General features: G+C 35.2%; 21 protein-coding genes. 4 read left to right on the forward strand and 17 right to left on the reverse strand.

All coding sequences use genetic code 11. The annotated features are described in order from the left end of the window. Position 1: 1 nt before the first annotated feature. The 16 genes from leuS to hflX all read right to left on the reverse strand — a co-directional run bounded on the left by leuS (position 2) and on the right by hflX (position 16147). Positions 2-2404 carry a leucine--tRNA ligase gene (leuS, locus tag HMPREF0077_RS02375; RefSeq protein WP_004836321.1) on the reverse strand — a complete coding sequence of 801 codons (2403 nt, stop codon included), beginning with the start codon at positions 2402-2404 and terminating at the stop codon, positions 2-4. Positions 2405-2412: 8 nt separating this feature from the next. Further along, positions 2413-3801, reverse strand: coding sequence for an asparagine--tRNA ligase (gene asnS / locus HMPREF0077_RS02380; RefSeq protein WP_040349255.1), 1389 nt, complete (start codon positions 3799-3801; stop codon positions 2413-2415). Then, positions 3791-5110, reverse strand: a complete 1320-nt coding sequence (locus HMPREF0077_RS02385; protein ID WP_040349257.1) for a replication-associated recombination protein A — start codon at positions 5108-5110, stop codon at positions 3791-3793. Before HMPREF0077_RS02385 ends, asnS begins: the two co-directional genes overlap by 11 nt. A 28-nt stretch (positions 5111-5138) precedes the next feature. Beyond that, a complete protein-coding gene (gene nrdR, locus HMPREF0077_RS02390; RefSeq protein ID WP_004836324.1) occupies positions 5139-5606 on the reverse strand; it encodes a transcriptional regulator NrdR in 468 nt (155 codons plus the stop codon). Between the two features lies 1 nt (position 5607). Then, positions 5608-6699: a cell division protein FtsZ gene (gene ftsZ, locus HMPREF0077_RS02395; protein WP_040349259.1), complete on the reverse strand. Its 1092-nt coding sequence runs from the start codon at positions 6697-6699 to the stop codon at positions 5608-5610. 37 nt (positions 6700-6736) lie between these two features. Next, complete coding sequence (locus HMPREF0077_RS02400) at positions 6737-7537, reverse strand: cell division protein FtsQ/DivIB (RefSeq protein WP_004836326.1); 801 nt, start codon at positions 7535-7537, stop codon at positions 6737-6739. Then, positions 7527-8618 (reverse strand): undecaprenyldiphospho-muramoylpentapeptide beta-N-acetylglucosaminyltransferase, encoded by a 1092-nt coding sequence (murG, locus tag HMPREF0077_RS02405; protein WP_004836327.1) that lies wholly within the window; start codon positions 8616-8618, stop codon positions 7527-7529. The genes HMPREF0077_RS02400 and murG overlap by 11 nt, the downstream gene beginning before the upstream one ends. A gap of 3 nt (positions 8619-8621) precedes the next feature. Next, positions 8622-9938 (reverse strand): UDP-N-acetylmuramoyl-L-alanine--D-glutamate ligase, encoded by a 1317-nt coding sequence (gene murD, locus HMPREF0077_RS02410; protein ID WP_004836329.1) that lies wholly within the window; start codon positions 9936-9938, stop codon positions 8622-8624. After that, positions 9935-10885: a phospho-N-acetylmuramoyl-pentapeptide-transferase gene (mraY, locus tag HMPREF0077_RS02415; protein WP_004836330.1), complete on the reverse strand. Its 951-nt coding sequence runs from the start codon at positions 10883-10885 to the stop codon at positions 9935-9937. Before mraY ends, murD begins: the two co-directional genes overlap by 4 nt. A gap of 2 nt (positions 10886-10887) precedes the next feature. Further along, positions 10888-11289, reverse strand: coding sequence for a hypothetical protein (locus tag HMPREF0077_RS02420; RefSeq protein WP_004836331.1), 402 nt, complete (start codon positions 11287-11289; stop codon positions 10888-10890). A 2-nt stretch (positions 11290-11291) separates the two neighbouring features. Then, positions 11292-12212, reverse strand: a complete 921-nt coding sequence (gene rsmH / locus HMPREF0077_RS02425; protein WP_040349327.1) for a 16S rRNA (cytosine(1402)-N(4))-methyltransferase RsmH — start codon at positions 12210-12212, stop codon at positions 11292-11294. Between the two features lies 1 nt (position 12213). Continuing rightward, a complete protein-coding gene (gene mraZ / locus HMPREF0077_RS02430) occupies positions 12214-12627 on the reverse strand; it encodes a division/cell wall cluster transcriptional repressor MraZ (RefSeq protein ID WP_004836333.1) in 414 nt (137 codons plus the stop codon). Positions 12628-12752: 125 nt separating this feature from the next. Further along, positions 12753-13553: a prolipoprotein diacylglyceryl transferase gene (lgt, locus tag HMPREF0077_RS02435; RefSeq protein ID WP_004836335.1), complete on the reverse strand. Its 801-nt coding sequence runs from the start codon at positions 13551-13553 to the stop codon at positions 12753-12755. A gap of 2 nt (positions 13554-13555) precedes the next feature. After that, positions 13556-14287, reverse strand: coding sequence for a YebC/PmpR family DNA-binding transcriptional regulator (locus tag HMPREF0077_RS02440; RefSeq protein WP_004836336.1), 732 nt, complete (start codon positions 14285-14287; stop codon positions 13556-13558). Positions 14288-14298: 11 nt separating this feature from the next. Next, positions 14299-14934, reverse strand: a complete 636-nt coding sequence (locus tag HMPREF0077_RS02445; RefSeq protein WP_040349330.1) for a YigZ family protein — start codon at positions 14932-14934, stop codon at positions 14299-14301. Next, positions 14909-16147, reverse strand: a complete 1239-nt coding sequence (gene hflX, locus HMPREF0077_RS02450) for a GTPase HflX (RefSeq protein ID WP_040349262.1) — start codon at positions 16145-16147, stop codon at positions 14909-14911. The genes HMPREF0077_RS02445 and hflX overlap by 26 nt, the downstream gene beginning before the upstream one ends. Positions 16148-16317: 170 nt before the next feature. Here hflX and HMPREF0077_RS02455 point away from each other — a divergent pair, with 170 nt between their 5' ends. Further along, positions 16318-19239 carry a transglycosylase domain-containing protein gene (locus tag HMPREF0077_RS02455; RefSeq protein ID WP_040349264.1) on the forward strand — a complete coding sequence of 974 codons (2922 nt, stop codon included), beginning with the start codon at positions 16318-16320 and terminating at the stop codon, positions 19237-19239. 162 nt (positions 19240-19401) lie between these two features. Here HMPREF0077_RS02455 and HMPREF0077_RS02460 read toward each other — a convergent pair whose 3' ends face one another. Next, a complete protein-coding gene (locus HMPREF0077_RS02460) occupies positions 19402-19665 on the reverse strand; it encodes a GlsB/YeaQ/YmgE family stress response membrane protein (protein ID WP_004836342.1) in 264 nt (87 codons plus the stop codon). 174 nt (positions 19666-19839) lie between these two features. Between HMPREF0077_RS02460 and HMPREF0077_RS02465 the strand changes: the two genes are divergently transcribed. The 3 genes from HMPREF0077_RS02465 to HMPREF0077_RS02475 are packed head-to-tail and all read left to right on the forward strand — an operon-like array spanning position 19840 to position 23230. Next, positions 19840-20553: a response regulator transcription factor gene (locus HMPREF0077_RS02465; protein ID WP_004836343.1), complete on the forward strand. Its 714-nt coding sequence runs from the start codon at positions 19840-19842 to the stop codon at positions 20551-20553. Beyond that, the gene (locus HMPREF0077_RS02470; RefSeq protein ID WP_004836345.1) at positions 20534-21859 is read left to right on the forward strand and encodes a sensor histidine kinase; all 1326 of its coding nucleotides are present in this window, start codon (positions 20534-20536) and stop codon (positions 21857-21859) included. The genes HMPREF0077_RS02465 and HMPREF0077_RS02470 overlap by 20 nt, the downstream gene beginning before the upstream one ends. Positions 21860-21871: 12 nt before the next feature. Further along, positions 21872-23230, forward strand: a complete 1359-nt coding sequence (locus tag HMPREF0077_RS02475) for a S41 family peptidase (RefSeq protein WP_004836347.1) — start codon at positions 21872-21874, stop codon at positions 23228-23230. Positions 23231-23238 lie beyond the last annotated feature (8 nt).

Raw genomic sequence — 23238 nt, forward strand, 5'->3', positions numbered from 1 at the left:
CTTAGATTACTATATTTAGAATTTTGCCTGGAACATAGATTATTTTCTTGACTTCTTTTGCCTCAATGTAGGATTTGATATTTTTATCTTCTCTTGCAGCCTTTAATGCGTCTTCCTTGTTTGCTTCCTTGCTCATCAAGACCTTACCCCTTACTTTGCCGTTGATTTGGACAGGCATTTCGAAGGAATCGAAAGATAGTTTATCTTCATCATAGCTTGGCCATGATGTTTGGTTAAGTTCGCCTTCATAGCCCATCATCTCCCACAATTCTTCGGTTATGTGAGGAGCTACTGGGTTAAGGAGGATGATATAGGTTTTAAAGTCCTTCCTAGTGATTGATCCTTTTGCCTTCATTTCGTTTAGTAGGGTCATTAGTTGGGCTATACCTGTATTAAATTTGAGGTTTTCATAGTCTTCGCTAACTTTTTTGATGGTTTGGTTTATTAGAACTTCAAGGTCTTTGCTATGTTCTTCGCCTTCTCCTACTAGGTCTTTGAGGTTAAAGACTCTTTCTAGGTATTTTCTACATCCCCTTACTCCCTCATCTGACCAGATTGCCATTGATGAGAAGTCACCCATAAACATCTCATAGCATCTTAATGTGTCTGCTCCATAGTCTCTAATGATGTCATCAGGATTTATGACATTGCCACGAGATTTACTCATCTTTTGATGGTCGCTTCCGAGTATCATACCATGGCTAGTTCTTTTCTTGTAAGGCTCTTTAGTTGGAACAACTCCTATGTCGTAGAGGAATTTGTGCCAAAATCTTGAGTAGAGTAAGTGGAGGGTTGTATGCTCCATTCCTCCATTGTACCAATCGACAGGTGAAAAATAGTTCAAGGCTTCATCACTTGCTATGGCTTCGTTGTTGTGTGGATCCATATATCTTAGGTAATACCAGCTTGATCCTGCCCATTGAGGCATGGTATCAGTTTCTCTTTTTGAAGCCTTGCCACAGATTGGACAAGTTGTATTTACGAATTCTTCTATTTCTGATAGTGGAGATTCACCAGTTGCTGTTGGCTCATAGGATTCTACTTCAGGAAGTTTTACTGGAAGTTCGCTTTCAGGAACTGGAACCCAACCGTGCTCTTCGCAATAAATCATTGGTATTGGTTCGCCCCAGTATCTTTGTCTTGAAAATACCCAGTCACGAAGCTTAAAGTTTGTCTTAGCCTTGCCGAGTCCCTTTTCTTCTACATATGCTATAGCTTTTTTCTTAGCATCGCTTGCTGATAGACCATTTAGGAAGTCAGAGTTTATAGCCTTACCCTTGTTGATGTCTGTTGTTGGTAGTTCTTCTCCTGTGTCATAGACTGGTATTATTGGCATATCGAATTTTTGGGCAAATTCAAAGTCCCTTGTATCATGAGCAGGTACAGCCATGATAGCTCCCGTACCATAGGTCATTAATACATAGTCAGATACCCAGATAGGGATTTCTTTGTTGTTTAGGGGATTGATTGCGCTTATTCCCTCAATCATTACACCAGTTTTGTCCTTGTTAAGCTCAGCTCTTTCGAAGTCGGATTTTTTCTTAGCTTCTTCTTGGTAAGCTTTAATTGCTGAAAGATTTTTAATTTCGTCCTTGTATTGGTCAAGGATTGGGTGTTCTGGACTTACTACCATGTAGGAAACTCCAAAGATGGTATCAGGTCTTGTTGTATATACTGTTAGCTTGGCATCCTTATCTTTGATTTTAAAATCAACGTCACAGCCATGACTTCTTCCTATCCAATTGATTTGGCTTGCCTTTATTCTTTCTTCGAAGTCAACTTCTTCTAGATCATCAATAAGTCTGTCGGCATAGGCTGTAATCTTGAGCATCCATTGATTTTTCATCTTATGAACTACTTCTGTACCACATCTTTCGCATTTGCCATCGACTACTTCTTCGTTGGCAAGACCGACTTGGCAGGATGGGCACCAGTTTACGGACATCTCGTTTTTGTAAGCTAGACCATGTTTATACATTTGAATGAAAATCCATTGACTCCATTTGTAGTAGTCTGGGTCAGTAGTGTTTACTTCTCTATCCCAATCAAAGGAAAAACCAATTGATTTCATTTGAGCCTTGAAGTTTTTGATATTGTCTTCTGTAACTTTTGCTGGATGAATCTTATTCTTTATAGCATAGTTTTCCGTAGGAAGACCAAAGGCATCCCAACCCATAGGATACATTACATTTTCTCCCTCAAGTCTTCTCTTGCGAGCTACAACATCAAGGGCTGTGTATGGACGTGGATGGCCAACGTGTAGGCCTTGTCCTGATGGATATGGAAATTCTACCAAGGGATAGAATTTTTTCTTATTTTTGTCTATAACTGATTTGAATGTTTTTTCTTCATCCCATTTTTTTTGCCATTTTTTCTCTATGGCATTTGGATTATATTCTACCATGATTCCTCCTAATTCTTCTCAGCAAATGCATGGACATATCTTGGGTAAGCCAAGACGTCTCTGATGTTTTTCATTCCTGTAACATACATTACAGCTCTTTCAAAGCCTAGACCGAAGCCTGAGTGAACTACAGTTCCAAATCTTCTTAGGTCGAGGTAGTTTTGGTATTCTTCTGGTTTTAGACCATTTTCTTCCATAGACTTGTAAAGCTCATCATATCTTTCTTCTCTTTGAGAACCGCCTATTAGCTCTCCAACTCCTGGAACAAGCATATCAAAGGCAGCAACGGTTTTTCCATCATCGTTTCTTTTCATATAGAAGGCCTTGATGTTTTTTGGATAGTCAGTAACAAAGACTGGGCCCTTGACTATTACTTCTGAAAGGTATCTCTCATGTTCTGTTTGAAGGTCGATTCCCCATTCTACTGGGTACTCGAATTTTTCGCCAGATTTTTGTAAGAGTTCTATGGCTTCAGTGTAGGTTAATCTCTTAAATTCTGCATCTCTTACTCTTTTTAGTCTTTCGATTAAGCCTTCATCTATCCATTTGTTGAAAAATTCCATCTCATCAGGCGCATTTTTTAGTAGGTAGTCAATGGCGTATTTAATCATATCTTCTGCTACATCCATAGCGAGATTGTAGTCAGTAAATGCCATTTCTGGCTCTAACATCCAAAATTCTGCAGCATGTCTTGGTGTATTTGATTCTTCTGCCCTAAAGGTTGGTCCAAAAGTATAGACATCGCCAAAGGCTAGGGCATAGTCTTCTGCTTCAAGTTGGCCAGAAACTGTTAGGTAAGATTTTTTGCTAAAGAAATCTTTACTAAAGTCTACACTGCCATCTTCCTTTCTTGGTGGATTGTTAGGGTCAATTGTTGTGATATTAAACATCTCACCGGCACCTTCTGCATCAGATGAGGTTACTATTGGTGGGTTTATGTAGACAAAGCCTCTTTGTTGGAAGAAGTTGTGAAGAGCGTAGGCGAGGATACTTCTTACCCTAAAGACAGCCCTATAAGTATTAGTTCTAGCCCTAAGATGAGGGATAGTTCTCATGTATTCGAGAGTTTGTCTTTGTTTTTGGATTGGGTATTTGTCTGATGATTCGCCTAAGACTTTTATTTCTTTAGCTTGGATTTCATAAGGATTTTTGCTATTTCCAGTCTTAACCAAAACTCCCCTAACCTCAAGTGATGTTGACAGAAATTGTTTATCAAGTTCATTGTAGTTACTAATATCACTTCCAACAACTATTTGTAGGTTCTTAAAGCAAGTTCCATCATTTAGTTCTATAAAGCCTACATTTTTACCAAATCTTTGGTTTCTAATCCAACCGTAAACTTTAACTTCTGTGTCAACATACTTATCTACTTCATTTAATATATCTCTAATTTTCATTATTCCCTCTCTTAATTTTTTCAAGTCTTTCTATCATTTCTTTCTCAAATCCCACTTTTTTTGGCTCATAGAACTTCTCTGCTAGAAACTCATCTGGTAAATAGTCTTGCTTGACATAGCCGTTATAATCGTGAGGATATAAATATTTATCATGGACAAAGTTTTTCGCAGCCTGATAGTGGGTGTCTTTTAGTTTGTTGGAAACTTCTTCATCCTTATTTCTCCTTACAAAATCAAGGGCCTTGTCAATGGCAAGATAAGTCGAATTACTCTTAGGAGCTGCCGCTAAGTAAGTTACTACTTGGGCAAGTATTATTCTTGCCTCTGGCATTCCAACAGCATCTATTGCCTTAAAGCATGAAGTTGCCATTATTAAGGCTTTAGGATCTGCATTAGAAATATCTTCAGCTGCAAAAATCATCATCCTTCGTGCAATAAACTTTATGTCTTCGCCAGATTCAAGCATCTTAGCAAGATAGTATATTGAAGCGTCAATATCAGAGCCTCTCATAGACTTTATGAATGCGCTTGTTGTATCATAATGCCTATCACCATCTTTGTCATAAATAGCTATCTTTTTTTGAGTCGAATTTTCTATAGTTGACTTATCAATTACTATTTTACCCTCTTTCTCATCTTCTGAAAATATCGCAATTTCTAGAGCATTTAGGAGGGCTCTACAATCGCCATTTGAATACGTAATTAGGGTATTTCTAGCATCTTTACTTATGTCGATATTTTTTCTTTTGAGGATAGGATCCTTATTTAGGGCCATATCTATGAGCCTATCAAGGTCCCTATCAGAAAGGCTCTTTAGTTCAAAGACATACATCCTAGATATCAAGGCCTTATTGACTTCAAAATAAGGATTTTCAGTTGTCGCTCCTATCAAAATCAAAGTCGAATCTTCCACGAAGGGCAAAAGATAGTCCTGTTGGCTCTTGTTAAATCTGTGTATCTCGTCTATGAAGAGGATGGTCTTTTTATTTTCATAAGCTAGATTATCCTTAGCTATCTGAACCTTCTTCTTTAGGTCATTTATCCCACTAGCAACTGCTGAAATTTCTTCGAAAGCCATATTAGTCTTTTGAGAAATAATCTTAGCTAGGCTAGTCTTTCCTACTCCAGGTGGCCCATAGAAGATACAAGAGTATATCCTATCAGCCTTTATCATCCTAGTAATAATTTTTCCAGGACCTAGTAGATGGTCTTGGCCAAGGTAGGCTTCTAGATTTTTTGGCCTGAGTCGATCTGCTAGGGGAGCTTCTTTTTCTAGCTGTTTTATTCTGTTATATTCAAATAAATCCATCATAGCTCCTTATGCTTAAAAAAAGATGCTAGTCTGTAGCATCTTTTTTATCTTTTAAACTTTTAATTTCTTCATAAAAGGAATCTACATCCTTAAATTCTCTATAAACCGATGCGAATCTAACATATGCCACAGGGTCAAGTTCTTTTAATTCTTTCATGACTAATTCTCCTATGAAGGTTGAACTAATCTCTTTATTGCCTGTATGATTGATACTAGTTTCTATGTTCCTGGCTACTTTTTCTATGTCAGCCATAGTTACCGGCCTTTTTTGACAACTTTTTACAATTCCACTGATTAGTTTGGAAGGATCATAGGATTCCCTAGTTTGATCTTTTTTTACGACCATGATAGTAGAATCTTCATATCTTTCGTATGTAGAAAATCTTCTATCACAATCTTCACAAAGACGCCTACGCCTTATAGCCCTATCATCATCAGTTGACCTAGAATCTAGAACCCTAGTGTTTGTTGAATCGCAGTAGGGACACCTCATATTATTTTAAGAAGTCTGGTAAATCAAAGTCATCAAATGGATTTGATGATTTTTTCTTGCTTGCGTTTTGTCTTTGTGGTGCACTTAATGTTTCTCTATTTCTGCTTGGAGCAGGGCTTACTCTTCTACTAGAAGCATTATTATCAAAACCTGTCGCAATAACTGTAATCTTGATATCATCACCTAGGGATTCATCACTTCCAACACCAAAGATAATATTTGCATCAGAGTCAATGTTTTCTCTAATTAATTCAGCAGCTTCATTAGCTTCCATTAAACCTACTTCTGCTGCAGTTACATTAAGAAGAACTGCATTTGCTCCGTCAATGCTTGTTTCAAGAAGTGGAGAGTTAATAGCAGCCTTGGCAGCATCAACAGCTCTATTTTCGCCATTAGCCCTACCAATACCCATGTGAGCTATACCTTGATCAGACATAATTGATTCAACATCCGCAAAGTCAAGGTTGATAACATTAGGTACAGCTATAAGTTCTGATATACCACTTACGGCATCCATTAGGACTTGATCTGCCATCTTGAAGGCATCAACCATGGATGTTCTTTTTTCTACGATTTGTAAAAGTTTGTCATTTGGAATTGTAATAAGGGTATCGACGTTTTCTTTAAGTTTTTCTATACCACTTTCAGCTTGATTTTGTCTTTTTCTTCCTTCGAAAGTAAATGGCTTAGTAACAACACCTACTGTTAAAATCTCCATCTCTTTTGCGACTTTTGCAACAACTGGAGCAGCACCTGTACCTGTTCCACCACCCATACCAGCAGTAATAAAGATCATATCCGCACCTTTGATTGCTTCTGATATTTCATTTTTAGATTCTTCTGCAGCTTTTTCTCCTACTTCAGGATTAGCACCTGCACCAAGACCTCTTGTTAGTTTCTCACCAATTTGAAGTCTTACGTCCGCATTAGATTCTTGTAGTGTTTGAAGATCAGTGTTTAATGCTAAAAACTCTACTCCTGATAGTCCGCCTTCTCTCATTCGGCTGATAGCATTGTTTCCACCGCCACCAACTCCAATGACTTTAATCTTAGCTAAAGCGCTGTTATCCATATCCATGTTAATGTTTGCCATACTTTCCCCCATTTAATTTCTAATAAGTTATTTTATATTAAGAACCTTGGTTTATTTCAACCACTGGGTTTTTCCCATCTTTTAAGTTAATGGAAGAAACGTCGAGGTTCTTACTTTCTATATCCTTTAATATTGACTCAAGCAATTTTATCTTGTATGAGCTGTCTTTTAAATCGCCAAAATCAACTTTCATATCTTTTATCATTATACCAATGTGAGCCTTGTTTTCAAAATTTAATTGACTTATCAAATCGGCATAGGATGATGCGTTAATTTTTTTAATAAATTCTAATATATTATAGTCTTTGGTGAAATCTTCCTTTGGATTTTCCTCATAATCATCAAGCTTGATTTTGATAAGAGAATTTTCTATATTTTTCGAAATATTTTCTTTATCCAAGACCTGTCCATGGTTTGAAATGTAAGTTATTTTATCGCCATCTTCTATGAAAAATCTAGGATATACTTCGCTAATGTTAATGTTTATTATTTTTGGAAATACTTTTTTGATTTTTGCTTCTGCTATCATATCATTTTTCAGAAGCTTCTTTTCGTTTTTCTTGCTATTATAGGTTAGGATGTTCTTTCCTATTGGATTAGATATGTATGAAATGACATCCGTATCTTTTAGCCTTTCGTTGCCATTTACATATATTTGTGAAACCTGTAAGTAGGGGTGGTTAAAGGCCCTTACTAGAAATATCAAGAGGGCTAAGATACACAAAAATCCCACAAATCTTTTATTAAAAACCTTGCCATCTTCGCCTTTTCTATTTTTAGCTAACTTTGGACTATTTTCTTTTTTTAATCTCCTTCTAGCTTGCCTTTTATTTTGCATCTTTTATCAACCCTTTTATAATTTCATAAATCTTATCAGAAGCATCCTCATCGGACAAGGCCTTAGCCCTTGATCCCATTTCTTCTAGCCTAGCCTTATCATTTATGATTTCTTTGATTTTCTCATCCAAGATATCAGCACTAAGGTCTTTTTCTAAGATCATAATGGATGCCTTGTTGTCCACATAGGTTTGTGCATTAAATTGTTGGTGGTTTTCAGTAGTGTATGATTTTGGTATAAGTATTGAAGCCTTGCCAACTGCAGAAATTTCCGATAGGCTCATAGCACCGGATGATGCTATAACTAAATCACTTACTGCATAAAAAAGGTCAATGTTATCAATATATGCAAAAACTTTTAGGTAAGGACTCTCAATTGCTTCTTTTAGGAAGTCCTCGTAATTTTTCTTACCTGTTTGATGGATTAGATAGTAAGAGCCATCAAGCTTTGCCGATAAGTCTTTTACAGCTTCATTCATATAGTAAGATCCATTTGACCCACCAAAGGAAAATACTACTGGTCTATCCTTCTTAATGCCCAAATCATCCAAATCTTTGTCTGTATAAGTTAAAGAAAAGCTAGTTCTGACAGGGTTACCTGTAACTACTATGTTTTCTTGGTATTTGAAATGTTTTTTGGCTTCCTTGTAAGATATTAGTACCTTGTCTACCTTGTTGGATAGAAACTTAGATGCCATACCTGGATAGGAGTTGGACTCGTGAACTAGGCTTGGAATATGGGCCTTACTTGCTTGGTATAAAATAGGTGCACAAACATAGCCTCCAGTCCCAATTACTAGGTCTGGCTTTAGTTCTCTTATGATTTTTTTAGCCTTCCTGAAACCTTCAAGGTTTTTTATTATAGCCCTAAACAATTTTTTGTTAAGTCTTCTAGGTATGCCCATAGCTGGTAGGTCTATAAATTCATAGCCGTATTTGTGGGCTATGGATTCCTCTGGACCTCCCTTTATTCCAACATAGTAAATTTTCACATCTTTTATTTCTTTTTCGAGCTTTTGACCTATGGCTATGGCTGGATATATGTGTCCGCCAGTTCCGCCACCAGAAATAATTACTTTCATCTTTTATCCTTTATATTTACGAACTTTTTCTTTAAAGTCCTTGCCCCTTAGTTCAAAATTCTTATACATACCCCAAGAAGCACTTGCTGGAGATAGGAGGATAACATCACCCTCTTTTGCATTTTCAAAACAGATTCTTATGGCATCTTCCATATCTTCTGCCTCCTTGTAGGCTACTTGGTAGTTTTCGCACAATTTTTTTAGTTTATCTTTGGTTTGACCCATTATTACCATGAGCTTGCCATTTTTCTTGAAGCTTTTTACATAGTCGGTGTAGTCTATGTGCTTATCATAGCCACCTGCAATGATTATCAATGGTTCAGTAAAAGATTCTATAGCCTTGATGGAGCTGTCGACATTTGTTCCTTTTGAGTCATTATAAATCTTTACTTTCCTTATGGTATCTACATATTCTAGCCTATGTTCAATGGCTTTAAAGCTCCTTAGGCCTTTTATTATATCTTGGATTTTGATGCCAAAAAGATAGGTTGACAACAAAGCAACCATTATATTTTCATAATTGTGGCTACCTATTACTGATAATTCGTCAACATCAATTACTTTTATTTCTTCCTTATCCTTTAGATATATGGCCCCGTCTTTGAGGTAGGCTCCTCTTTCAACTTCATTTTTTGATGAAAATTCATAAACTTGGGCCTTGTAGTCTTTTTTGTGGTCTTGGAGGATTTTATCCTCGTGATTTATTATCAAAAAGTCATTTTCATCTTGATTTTTTGTAATGTTTAGTTTGGAATTTATATAATCCTCAAAAGAACCATGCCAGTCTATGTGATCTTCTGTGATATTTGTAATGCAAGCTATATGAGGATGGTAAGTTTTTGTATCGTGAAGCTGAAAGCTTGATAATTCACAAGCAAAAAATGCATCTTTGTTGTTATACATTTGCCATAAAATTCCCTCTCCGATATTTCCAACCGCAATAGATTTGATACATGCTTCATTTACTATGTGATTGACCATGGAAGTGGATGAGGTTTTACCATTAGTTCCTGTAATTGAGATTATTTTTGCCTGAGGATAGAGCCTGTAAGATAGTTCTATGTCAGAAATTATCTCATATTTTTTGCTAAGTCTACGCACAAGTTCATCTCTTGGTGGGATTCCTGGACTTTTTACTACAAAATCATAGTCAATCTTATCAATTTCACAATCAGAAATAGGGCTATACTTATAGCCCTCTAAATTTTTATCATCTTTTTTATTTTTGTCATAAGTATAGACTAGGTAGCCCTCTTTAGCAAGGGTTTTAACTGCTGATATTCCTGTTAGGCCTAGCCCATAAACTAATACTTTCTTCATCTCAATGCCGCCAATGTTATCATACAAAATATTACTGATACTACAGTGAATCCTTCTACTATTTTTTGTTCCTTATATCCCTTGAGTTCAAAATGATGGTGGATAGGGGTCATAAGAAATACCCTTTTCTTATTCCTATACCTATAACTTGTTACTTGGATTATTACTGAAAGGGTCTCCAAGACATATATTCCTCCAAAGATAACTAGATATATAGGTATCTTTAGGTTAATGGCTAGGGCAACTACTGCTCCTCCAATCGCCATAGATCCTGTATCACCCATAAAGACTGCCGCAGGATTTGAGTTAAAGATTAAAAATCCTAGAAGAGATCCAAGCATTATATAAGAAAATACTGCATTGGATGTGTTCTTGCCAATAATCGCAAGACTTATAAAAACTGGTAGGGATACACTTGCGAGTAATCCATCAAGACCATCTGTAAGATTTGTGGCATTAGTTGTTCCAACTATTATGAAAATCATCAAAGCAATACCCAAGATACCGAGATTTATCCTTGTGTTTGTGAATGGAATCAATAGGCTAGCTATACTATCTTTATCATTTACATAAGCTAAAATTGAAATTATTACAGCTAAGCCAAATTGCAAGACGATTTTCCCCCTAGGGCTTAGTCCTTCGGATTGTTTCAAAACAAGTTTTCTAAAATCATCTATAAATCCTATAGCTCCAAAGCCTATGGTTGATAAGAGTAAAATCCAAGTATCCAAGGATTTTAGGGGAAGAAATATCAGAGCTAGTATGAGTGAGCTTATAATAAAAATTATGCCTCCCATTGTTGGAGTACCAGCCTTAGATAAATGGCTTTTTGGTCCAACTTCTCTGATATTTTGTCCAATCTTATGTTTCTTGAGCTCGGGTAGGATAATCAGTCCAAGACCGATACTTAAAAAAATACTAATTACTATTAATAAATAAATATTCATGCTTAATTCCTATCTACATTTAATTTGACAGTGTTATTATCATCCTTATAAACCATGCCCAATTCTTCTAGGGCATATCTTTGGATTCTGTTAATATCTATTGCATTTTCAAGCTTTTGACTTAACCTATCCCTTTGGAGTTCATAGGAGTTAACATCTGCCTGTAATGTATTATACTCAAATCTTTTAGCCTTCAAGTTATTTCTCTTAATTAATGTTATAGATGCTAAGCTTAGTACAAAAATTACTGTAAGTGTAGATAAGACTATTTTAACCTTCCTGTCTCTTTGCTTGAGATTTTCTATCTTTCTAAGCTTGATAGCTTTCCTATCATCTTTTACCCTTAGCCTTTTTCTCTTGTAATTATCATTTTTATATCTTATGCTAGTTAATCTTTCTTCCATGGCTATATCCTTTCCCCTACTCTAAGTTTTGCAGGCTTAGAGCGGGAGTTCATCTTTAGCTCTTTCATAGTAGCTGTTATAGGTTTTCTTGTAATCACTTTAATTTTCGCCTTATGATTGCAAACGCAAACTGGAAGTTCTGGTGGGCAGATACAAGAAGTCGCCAAGTCTTTAAATTTGTTTTTGACTATCCTATCTTCTAGGGAATGAAAGCTTATTATCGCTATTCTTCCTCCAACTTTTAGGTGGTCGACTACTGTTTCTATGGTATTTTCTAGCACTTCTAGTTCTCTATTAACTTCAATTCTTAGGGCTTGAAATACTCTTTTTTCAGGATGAGTTTCATTAGATTTTATGGATTTTCTAATGATATCACGAAGCTTTATGGTCGAATCTATTCTTCCTTCGCTTCTTTGCTTGATAATATTTCTTGCAACGGACTTTGAGAATCTTTCCTCACCATATTCAAAAAATATTCTCTCTAGCTCATCCTGAGAGTATTCATTGACTACTATTTCTGCTGTTAACTCATTATCTTGGTTCATTCTCATATCCAAAGGGCCGTCTTTCATATATGAAAAGCCCCTTTCCGCATTGTCAATTTGATATGAACTAACGCCAATGTCCATCAAAGCCCCATCTATTAAATCAAGGCCAAGATTTGCTAGAACTTCTTCAAATTTTTCGAAGTTACTATTAATAAAAGTAACATTAGAAAAGTCCTTTAGATTCTCCTTGGCCGCTTCAATGGCTTCCTTATCCTGGTCTATGGCAATAAGCCTTCCCTTATCGGATAGGTTTTCTAGAATCATCTTGGAATGGCCGCCCTTACCTAGGGTTAGGTCTACATAGACTCCGTCTTTTTTAATATTCAAATTTTTTATTGTATCGGTAGCGAGTACCGGTATATGTTCAAATTTCATATTATTCATCCATTATATCGGACAAATTCACCTCTACTTCGTCAATGTATGCTTTCCAATTTTCACTATCCCATAACTCTATGGTCTTATTATTGCCAATAATCATAGCTTCCTTGTCTATTTCGCTATAATCTCTCAGGTTTTTGTTTAGTAAAATCCTACCTTGCTTGTCAAGGCTAGTTTTTACTGTGGATGAGAAGAATAATCTCTTGATAGCACGATTCTTTTTATTTTCATTAATCATGGCATCTAATCTTTGGGATTGTTTGATAAATTCATCCTCGGTATAGATTAGCAAAGACTTTTCTGGTCCCTTGGTGATATAAAAAACATCTGTAAGTTCATCCCTAAACTCACTAGGCATCATTATTCGATTTTTCGCATCTAATTTGTGAATAAATTCTCCTAAAAACATTTCTTACCACCTTCTACCACTATCATCCACTTTATAATCATTTTATACTAAAAGCATTTTATTTGCAACAAAAAAAGCCGACATCTTGTCAGCTTCCTTATATTAGTATCAGATGATAAAAGTTCCTACTTGAATTTTACAAATCTTTCTTTCTTTTCAGTTGTTTTATTCTTATAGAAAAATGGTGGTAGATGATTCTTGTTGGCCCAAATGAACAAGCAAATTCCTAAGATAAGGTAGGCTATACTCATCAATTGTGCTGTCCTAAAGGAGCCTATATAAAGTGAATCAGTTCTAAGCCCTTCAACAAAGTATCTCAAAACACCATAGGCCATAAAATAAATAGCTGTTTGCTTGCCCTTATCCGGATTATTTTTCCTATAATTTAATAAGAATAAAAAGATGAGGACATCTCCTATTGATTCATAGAGAAAAGTCGGATGAACTTTTGTTCCATCAATGATTATTCCCCAAGGAAGGTTGGTTGGGCCACCATGGGCTTCAGAGTTTGCAAAGTTACCCCAACGACCGATGCCCTGGGCTAGGACTAGGGAAGTTACCATTACATCTGTTAAATCTAGAATAGGAATTTTTTTGCGTCTAGCATATACAAGCAAGGCTAAACTTCCAAAAAGAATTCCCCCATGGATGGCAAGACCTCCAGCTCTAAAGTTAAGGATTTGAGCTGGATTTGCTCCATAAAAGTCCCACTCAAAGATTACATACCAAAATCTAGCCCCTATAATTCCTACAGGTAGGCAAACAAAGAGTAAGTCGTAGACAAAATCTTCATCAAAACCACGCCTTACAAATTCGTTTTTAGCAAATTGACTTGCTATGAAGATACCACTTATTATAATTATGGCATACCAATAAATAGCTATGCCAAATATCCTGAAGGCTACAGGATTTATATTAAACTCCATGTCTATTCCTCGCTTGAATCATCCCAGTTGGTGTAGACTTCTTGGACATCATCGTTATCCTCGAGTGTATCAATTAATTTATTTAATTTAACTACATGCTCTTCACTTACAGAAATCATATTGTTGGCAAGATATGAAATATCCGCACTTTCTATTTTGTAGCCAGCTTCTTTTAGTTTATCATTAGCATCGTTAAAGCTTGCTACATCAGTAATAGCTTCAAAGTATTCTCCCATTTCTTTGACATCTTCACAGCCTGCTTCTAGGGCATCCATCATAAAGTCATCAAAGTCCTTGCCGTTTTTTTCTACAATGATATCTCCCTTTCTTTCGAACATGAACATTACTGATCCATCAGTTCCGAGATTACCACCGTTTTTGTCGAAGGCATGTCTTACATCTGGGGCTGTCCTATTTTTGTTATCTGTTAGACAATCAACTATTACAGCAACTCCTCCTGGACCATATCCTTCATAGATTACTCTAACAAAGTTATCAGAAGCATCATCTCCAGCAGCCTTTTTGATGGCTCTTTCTATGTTATCATTAGGCATATTATCTGCCTTAGCTTTTTCTATGGCAGTCTTTAGAGATGGGTTATAGTCTGGGTTAGTTCCTCCTTCTTTAGCAGCTACTGTTATATTTCTAGCATGCTTTGTAAAGATTTTTCCCTTCTTAGCATCTTCGCTTCCTTTTTTATTTTTAATCTTGCTCCATTTATTATGTCCTGACATATATCCTCCTCTTATTTTTCAAATAGCATAAGCGTATTTAATTTATGAATTTTTATATTGGCACTTGTAAGATTTATTAAATCATTTTCAAGTTTTTCATAATCATCGCTTCTTACATAGAGTTTAACTGTAACCTCATCTGTAAAAGTCTTATCTATTATTTTGAACTTATTTTCATTAAGGTAATTTTCTAATAAACCAAGTAGTGCATACGAATGAGTTAATTCTACTTCAAAATACTCTCTCTTACAAACTACATTAGTAGAAATTGTATCGGAAACTCCTCTAGTATAGGCTCTAACGAGCCCTCCCTTTCCAAGAAGCTTGCCACCAAAATATCTAGTAACTACAACCGCAAGGTTTCTTACCTCTTCTTTTTCCAAAACACTAAGCATGGGTAGGCCAGCCGAACCTTGGGGCTCGCCATCATCTGAGTATCTTTTTGTCTCCGGAAGAGTGTTTATAATGTAGGCATAGCAATTGTGGGTAGCTTGTTTGTGCTCTTGTCTAATTTCTTCTATAAAGCTTATAGCTTCGTCTTCACTTTCTACATATTTGGCATTAGTAATAAAAATCGACTTTTCCTCTTCGAATTGACTTTGCCTATGGCCCTCTATGGTCTTATACTTTTTCAATATATCTGTCATATTTTGCATAATCCTCATGGCTAATTTTAAGCTTCATCCTTAAACCAAGCTCGTCATATTCCCTTTCTAATATATCGTAATTAGTCATTATATAATCCATAATTTTTCCATCTGTAAAGGGGATGTGCATGCTTACTAGCTTATAATCTTCTTTTATGATTGAAACAATTTTCTCCTTTAGCCTAACTAGGTCTTGGTCTTTGTGGGCACTTATATAAATCTTTTCAGCATCCCTTTTGTAAAGGCTAACTTTAAGCTCATTTTCCACCTTATCCATCTTGTTAAAAACATAGAGGATTTCCTTATCGCCTATATCTATATCTGCTAAAGACTTCTCAATTGTTTTTAATTGATGGTCGATATTGTGGGATGAATCTATTACAATTAAGAGCATATCAGCAAATCTTACTTCATCAAGGGTCGTTAGGAAGGAATCATTAAGCTCCTTGGAAAGATTATCTATGAAACCAACTGTGTCAGTTAGGGTAACTTTGGTGTTTGAAAAATCAAGCCTCCTAGTCGATGTATCGAGAGTTGCAAAAAGCAAATCATCTGAATAGACAAACTTTTCTTCACCAAAAAGATTGAGCATGCCATTTAGGATGGTGCTCTTTCCAGCGTTGGTATAGCCCACTAGGGAAATATTATGAACATCTTTCCTAGCTTTTCTGTTTATCCTTTTAGTTTTTTCTACATCCTTTAAGGCCTTTTCCAAACTCTTTATGTCCCTAACGATAGCACGCCTATCTGTCTCAAGCATGGTTTCACCAGGACCCCTTGTTCCTATACCACCAGCCTGTCTTGACAAATAAGAAAACCACTTGTTAATCCTTGGTAGTTGGTATTTTAACTGGGCAAGCTTAATTTTAAGCCTAGACTCCCTAGTATTTGCTCTCATAGCAAAAATATCTAGGATAAGAGTTGTCCAATCAACGACGTGAAGCTTCATCTCTTCTTCTAGATTGTAAAGTTGGCTAGCTGATAATTCTACATCAAATATAACCGTATCTATATCATTTTTTTTGGCAAGGTCCATTATCTCTTCCACCTTGCCCTTACCTATATAATATCTTGGATTAACCTTTGTTATGTTTTGACTAACATAAGCAATAGTTTCTCCTCCTGCTGTATTGATTAAGGATTCTAATTCGTAAATCTTATTATCAAGATCATCATCCTTATCTAAGACATTTACTTGTATAACTTTTTGCATAAACTTCCTTTCTATCATTGATTATACGACTAATGAGTTAATTATAAAAGCGTTTGTAGATTAGCTTATCTTTGAATTTCTTATAATAATTATATTAGGTGTGGAAGTATTTACTCAAAAATGATAAAATGATAGTATCTAGAATATTAAAAAGTAATAACGGAGGCATTATGCAAAATAAAATTGCCGCTCTTGTTGGAAAAATAATACTCCTAGTAATATTATTTGTAGCTGGCCTTGGCGTAATTTTTGCTGGCATGACTGGCGGAGCCATACTCGAGGTAATGAAAACAGCTCCAAAAATTGATGCAAATAGCATAAAATATGAAATGAGTCAGAACTCAACAATAGTAGATGAAGACGGAAAAGAAGTCGATTCAATTGCTACAAGTGAATACAGACAAATAGTAGATTATAAAAAAATACCAAAGGATTTAAAAAATGCCTTTGTTGCAGTTGAAGATGAAAGATTTTATAAACATAAGGGCATTGATCCCCTATCTATTATCGGTTCAACTTTTGAAAATATAAAGGCTGGATCTATAGTAAGGGGTGGTTCTACAATTACCCAACAACTTGCAAGAAATACATATCTTTCTAACGATCAAACCTATGAAAGAAAGATTAGAGAAATATATCTTGCCCTAGAGATTGAAAAATATTTAAGCAAGGATGAAATACTCGGTGCTTATCTAAATAGGGTCTTTATGGGTCAAAATTCTTATGGAGTTCAAGCTGCCGCTAAGACTTATTTTAACAAAGATGTATCAGAACTAAATCTTGCTCAGTGCGCATCTCTTGCAGGAATTGTTCAATCACCTTCAGAAAACTCCCTCTATAAGTCTCTAAAAACTAGCGAAGTAACCGATCAAAGGGTACTCGGTGAGTTTTCCATAGATGGAAACAAGTATTCGGCTGTTTACAATGAAGCTCCCTTCAAGAGAGAAGAGTATGTTCTCGATAAGATGCTAGAGAATAAATATATAGACAAGAAACAATATGATGAGGCTAAGAATTTTGATGTAGCTAACACTATTGAGCCTGCTGAAAGGTCAAATACAGAAATCGCAAGCTATTTTAACTCCCTCCTAGAGCGTCAAGTTGTTAGTAAGCTTATGGATATTTTGAATATATCTGAAAACCAAGCCTGGGATAAGCTATACTATGGTGGTCTAAAGATAACAACTACCCTTGATTCAAAGATGCAAAATCAATTGGAAGATATTTATGCCAATTTTTCAAAATACCTTATAGGAGAAAGTCAAGCAATGGGATATGCTCCCCTTTTGAACTTATCCTATGATAATTGGGCAAATATTGTCAATTCTTCAGGTTCTCTTTTGTTTTACAAAAAAGCAAATCTACTAGATGACAACAACAATGTTCGTCTTAATTCTGAGGAAGCCTGGTATGATGATAAGGGCAACTTGATTTTATCAACTAACAAGGCCTATCTAGATCAAACAAGGTTAATCTTTAAAAACTTCTACACCCTAGACGAGAAAAACTCAAATCTTAGAACTCATAGGACAGGTCAAATAGAATTTGAGTCTAATGAGGATATATACAAGGATAAAGATGATAATATTGTCATAAGTAGCAAATATTTGAATAATAATGATAACTTACTAATAGCTAATGATGATGGAAGTTTTTCTTTTAACAAAGATTTATATGACATAGACTTAGAAGGTGTAATCCAACCTCAATCTTCCGCTGTAGTTATCGATCAAAAAACTGGTCATATCAAAGCCCTTATGGGTGGACGTGACCAAGAAGGTATGAATATTTTAGATAGGGCTTCAAGTGTACCAAGACAACCTGGTTCATCAATTAAACCAATAGCAACCTATACACCTGCCCTAGATAATGGCTTTAACTTAGCTACTGGTGTGGATGATGTTCCTTTTGAGATGCACGAGAATAATGAGCCTTGGCCTGTAAATGTCTACGGTTATTATATGGGTATTACCCCTATAAGGGATGCTATAAAGATGAGTATTAATACTATTGCTGTTTCGACCCTTAACAAGGTAGGAATAAAGACAAGTCTTGAATATCTCAAGAACTTTGGCATTATCAAAGAAAATGGCAATGACAATTTCGTTACTAAACAAGAAAATCCAGATACCAACGATGAAAACCTAGCTGCCTTAGGAGTTGGAGCTATGAGTCATGGTTTAACCAATCTCGATATGACTTCCGCTTACGCTGCCCTAGCTAATGAAGGAGAATACCAAGAGGCTTTGACCTTCTCAAAGATAACTGATTCTCAAGGAAAGGTAATATTTGACGATAAAGATATCGTAAGGCATAGGGTAACTAGTCCTGAAACTGCCTACCAAATAACATCTGCCCTCCAAACAGCTGGTCAATATTATGGCAATATCTACCTCAATGGCATAGAATATGCAACTAAAACTGGTACAACAGATGATAAGACGGATTTTTGGTGTGTAGGCTATACTCCTTATTACACTGTTGGCGTATGGATGGGTGCAGATAATCAAAATATAAGCTTAAGTGGTGATAGCATTGATAGGGCTGCCCTAATGTGGAATACCATTAATTCAAAAATACTAGAAGGTAAAGAACCTGTAAGTTTTGACGAACCAAAGGGAATTGTACGTATGCAAGTCGATACTATTAGTGGTAAGCTTCCAACAGATGCTTCAAGGGCTGATCCAAGGGGAACTGTCAAAGAAGAAATCTTTGGTCCAAACAATTATCCAAAGACTGAAGATGATATCCACCAATGGGCTAATATAGATTCTAGAAATAACCTACTTGCAAGTGATTATACGCCTAAGTTTTTAGTCCAAATAAGATCCATGATTGTTGAGAAAAACGAGTATGATCCTAATAAATTCAATGGTATCATCCCTAGAGATTGGGCTTATAGGATGCCTAAGGCTTATTCTTCCCTAGTCTATACTCCTCCAAAAGAAGACGACAAAGATAAGGATAAAGACAAGGATAAGGATAAGAAAAAAGATAAGGACTCCCAGACAGATAGCAAATCTACTAGCGATAGCTTGGAGAACTTATTAAATACAGACTTTAATCTAAAATCTAGTGGCTCTGGCAACTAGAAATGTACAAATTTTATATCAACCCTCCTTACCGGATATATGTAAGGAGGGTCTTTTATATAGAATTTTTCCACAAAAAAATCAATAAAGACTAGACTAATCATAATTGATTAATACTAGCTTTATTGATCATATAACATATACTCGTGAGTTAATAAACTACTATTTATTTTTACCTGTTATTTTATCTACTACAAATAAGAGGATTACTGCACCTATTACTGCATAAACTATTTGCATGATTAGACCAGGGTTTGCTGCATTAAATAGAGTTCTAAATAACCAGTTACCAACTCCACCACCTATTACACCGACAATGATGTTAGCGATACTACCCATTTGAGCATCTCTTCCCATAATTTTACTTGCAATCCATCCTGCTATAGCTCCTATGATAATTGAAGCTATTATTCCATAATTTCCCATAAATTCTCCTTTTAATCTACTTTAGTTACTTATTATTCATTAAGTCAAGCTTTATCACTCGCTTACATTATATTTATATCCATTTTTTTATGTTTTAAACATTTTTCTTTATAGCTGGTACAATGTTATAAGAATCTGTTGATGTGATATAATAGTAGATGAGAGGTAAAACTTATGAATGAAATTAAAATATTAATAGTAGAAGATGAAAAAACAATCTCTGATATAGTTAAGAATTATCTCATTAAAGATAATTATGTAGTTTTTCAAGCCTATGACGGGAAAGAAGCCCTAGAAATTTTTGATAAGGAAGAAATCGACCTAGTTATTCTTGATCTCATGCTTCCAAAGCTATCAGGTGAAGAAGTCCTAAAGAATATTAGAAATAAGTCCAAGGTCCCTGTAATAATTACTTCTGCCAAGGTAGAAGAGTTTGATAGGATAAATGGTCTAAGGCTTGGAGCTGATGATTATGTAACTAAGCCTTTTTCTAACAAGGAGCTTGTAGAAAGAGTTAAGGCTGTTCTTCGTAGGATTGAAAAATACAATATACCAAGGGCTGATATTATAAAGACTAACGATGGTAGGCTCCTAATGGATCTTAAATACAATATTTTCCTAAAAGATGGAGAGGAAGTCTCTCTTACCAAAAATGAGTTTTCAATTATTAGGACCTTATTTTCTAATCCCAACAAAATTTTTACTAGGGATGAGATTATTGAACTTACCTTTGGTCTTGATTATGATGCTTATGATAGGGCTATAGATACCCATATCAAAAATATCAGACAAAAAATCGAAGACAACCCTAAAAAACCACAATATATAAAGACAATTTATGGTATGGGCTACAAATCCGGTGGTGTAGATGACATCATTAAGGAATAAGTTAATTAAAAACTTTATTGCAGGCGTTCTTTCTTGCATCCTAATCTATTCTATCCTAATTACCCTTTTGGTAACTTTTAGATATTCTGATATGTTAAAAATAATAGATGACAAGAAGCCAAATCTTATAAGTGAATGGTTTATCAGGCTTAACAACGATGAAAATATTTCATCAAATATGATGTGGGACTATCTGGAAGATTTAAGCAAGCAACAAAATGTAAATATAAAATATTTTGACCAAAATGGCAATTTGGTTAAGTATATAAAGGCGATAGATAAGGATAGTGGCGAGAATATCAAAAGTAAGACCTACAAGGTCTTTAATGCAGAGAAAAAACAAGAAGCTGGAAAAATTGCAGTCGAATATTCTGTTGACTATACCACCTTCAACCGTCTCCAAGATGATTTTAGACATGCAGTGATTTATGCCATATCCTCTTCCCTACTGATAGGATTTTTGATTGCCATAATTCTTTCTACCAATATTTCCAAGCCCATAGTTAATATTAATAACTTTACTTTGAAAATAAAGGAGGGAATTTATGGCAGTATTGACAATGAGGATAGCGATATAATAGAAATTTCAGACCTGCAAAATAATATAAACTTTCTTTCCAAGTCACTTAAAAGACAGGAGGAGATTAGAATGCGCTATGCTCAAGATATTTCCCATGAGCTTAGGACTCCCCTAACCAATTTAAAGCTCTACATAGAGGCTATAGATGATGGAGTGATGGAATTTGATCAAAGTGTTGCTAAGAGCTTAAACGGTGAGATTAATAGGCTTCAGGTCTTGATAGATGGCCTTAAAGATTCCTTCAATGAAAGTGTTGAGATGGGCAAGTTAAACCTTGAAGAGGTAAATATTTCCAGCATGCTTGAAGAAATTTCAAATGGCTTTATGGCCAATTTCTTAAATAAAAATATAAAACTTGATAAAAATTTAAAAGCCGATGTTTATATGATAACTGATAAAACTAAGCTAATGCAGGTAATCCAAAATATCCTTACTAATGCCATCAAGGCTATAGACAGGGATGGAAATATTTCTATTAAGCTAGCTGATACTAACAAGAATGTGACTATAGAAATTACTGATGATGGTATCGGTATTGATGAAGACAAGTTGGATATGATATTTGAAAGATTCTATAGGATTGACGATTCTAGAAATACAAAGACCAACGGTCTGGGTCTGGGGCTTGCTATTACTAAGAATTTCGTGGAAGCCTTAAATGGCAAAATCATTGTTAAGAGTAAGTTGAATGAAGGAACGAGTTTTTCCCTTATCTTTAAAAAATAAGGGCGGTGAAATATGAGAATAAATAACAGAAAAAGAAAGACTTCCAAAAAGAAAAGTGAAATAAGGATAGTTAAGAGAAGGGATACTAGGAAAAAACCCTTGATGAGAAAGGCTAGACTTCGTAGAAAAAGAATCTATCAAAGAAGAAGGAGGATTCTTGCCATACTTGCTATATTAATTATAGCTATCCCCATAACTTTATTAACGAAAAAGCTTAATTCTTATTCGAAGATGGGCTATCCAAAATTTAGAGATGAAGTCCTCGAAGGACTAGGAAATAATGTTCTGGTAGCAGATAGCAAGGGTAGAAGCCTAACAAGTGCAGAAAAACTTTCGGATTTTGACAAACTTGTTGAAAGCATTTCTAGATCCTATCCTATAACTAAGGAAAATAAGGCTAATTTCGATAAGTTTGTCAAAGGCAAGGATGAGTTAAGAAAAAGAGTCAAAAATTCAAAAACTGATCAAGAGTATTTTGACATTCTTAACGAGAGCGTATCCCTCTTAGAAGATAGCTCAAGCTTCATTCTAGATAAGGATAGCTACTCCAATCTCTTTAGTGCTTATAGAAACAAGAAAGATTCTAAGAAGGCAGAAATTCTCGGAGATGATCAGGCTGTGGACAGGTATAAGAGGATGATTAATAAGGAAAATGTCCAAAAAGATATAACTATTAATCATGCTGGTCCAAATCTTTTGATTGTCAAAATTCCTAGATTTAATAGAAATAAATTAGATGATGACTTAGACCTTATAGCTAAGGACCTAAACAAGGGAAATGTCGAAGCCATAGCCTTTGACCTATCAGATAATAACTCTATTGATAATTACTATGTTAATGACTTTGTAAGTTATTTCATCGACAAAGATTATGAAGAAAAGGACCTTTATTTTTATAGGTCAGCTCTTTTTGAAGAAAGCCTAGATGATATTAAGGCTAGCGAAAACAGTTCATATACTACAGCTAAGGTTAAAAACCTAGCTAGCAAATTTAATGGCGAAAGCAAAAAATTCAATACTAATGATTATCTATATTATGATGAGATAGATTTGAAAATTAAGAAGAAGGATGATTTTAGAAAAAGAAAAATCTACGTATTAACTAACGAGAATACTGCAAATCAAGCAATAAGAATGGCAGCTATCCTAAAAGATAATGGTGGCTATACCATCAAAAACGCCCTAGATGCAAAACAAAATCCCAAAGACAGGATTGACTATATGCCTCCTAATTTAATCTTGCTAGATCATTCAGGACTAATCCTATCCCTAAGGTCTAATGTAAATTTAGGTGATGATAAATTTATAACTTATGATCAAAGAATCAATTCCGAAAATCCAGATAAGGCCCTAGTAGATATAATCAAATAAATTAAGCC

Origin of the sequence: Anaerococcus tetradius ATCC 35098 (assembly GCF_000159095.1) — a bacterium.
GTDB classification, from domain to species: domain Bacteria; phylum Bacillota; class Clostridia; order Tissierellales; family Peptoniphilaceae; genus Anaerococcus; species Anaerococcus tetradius.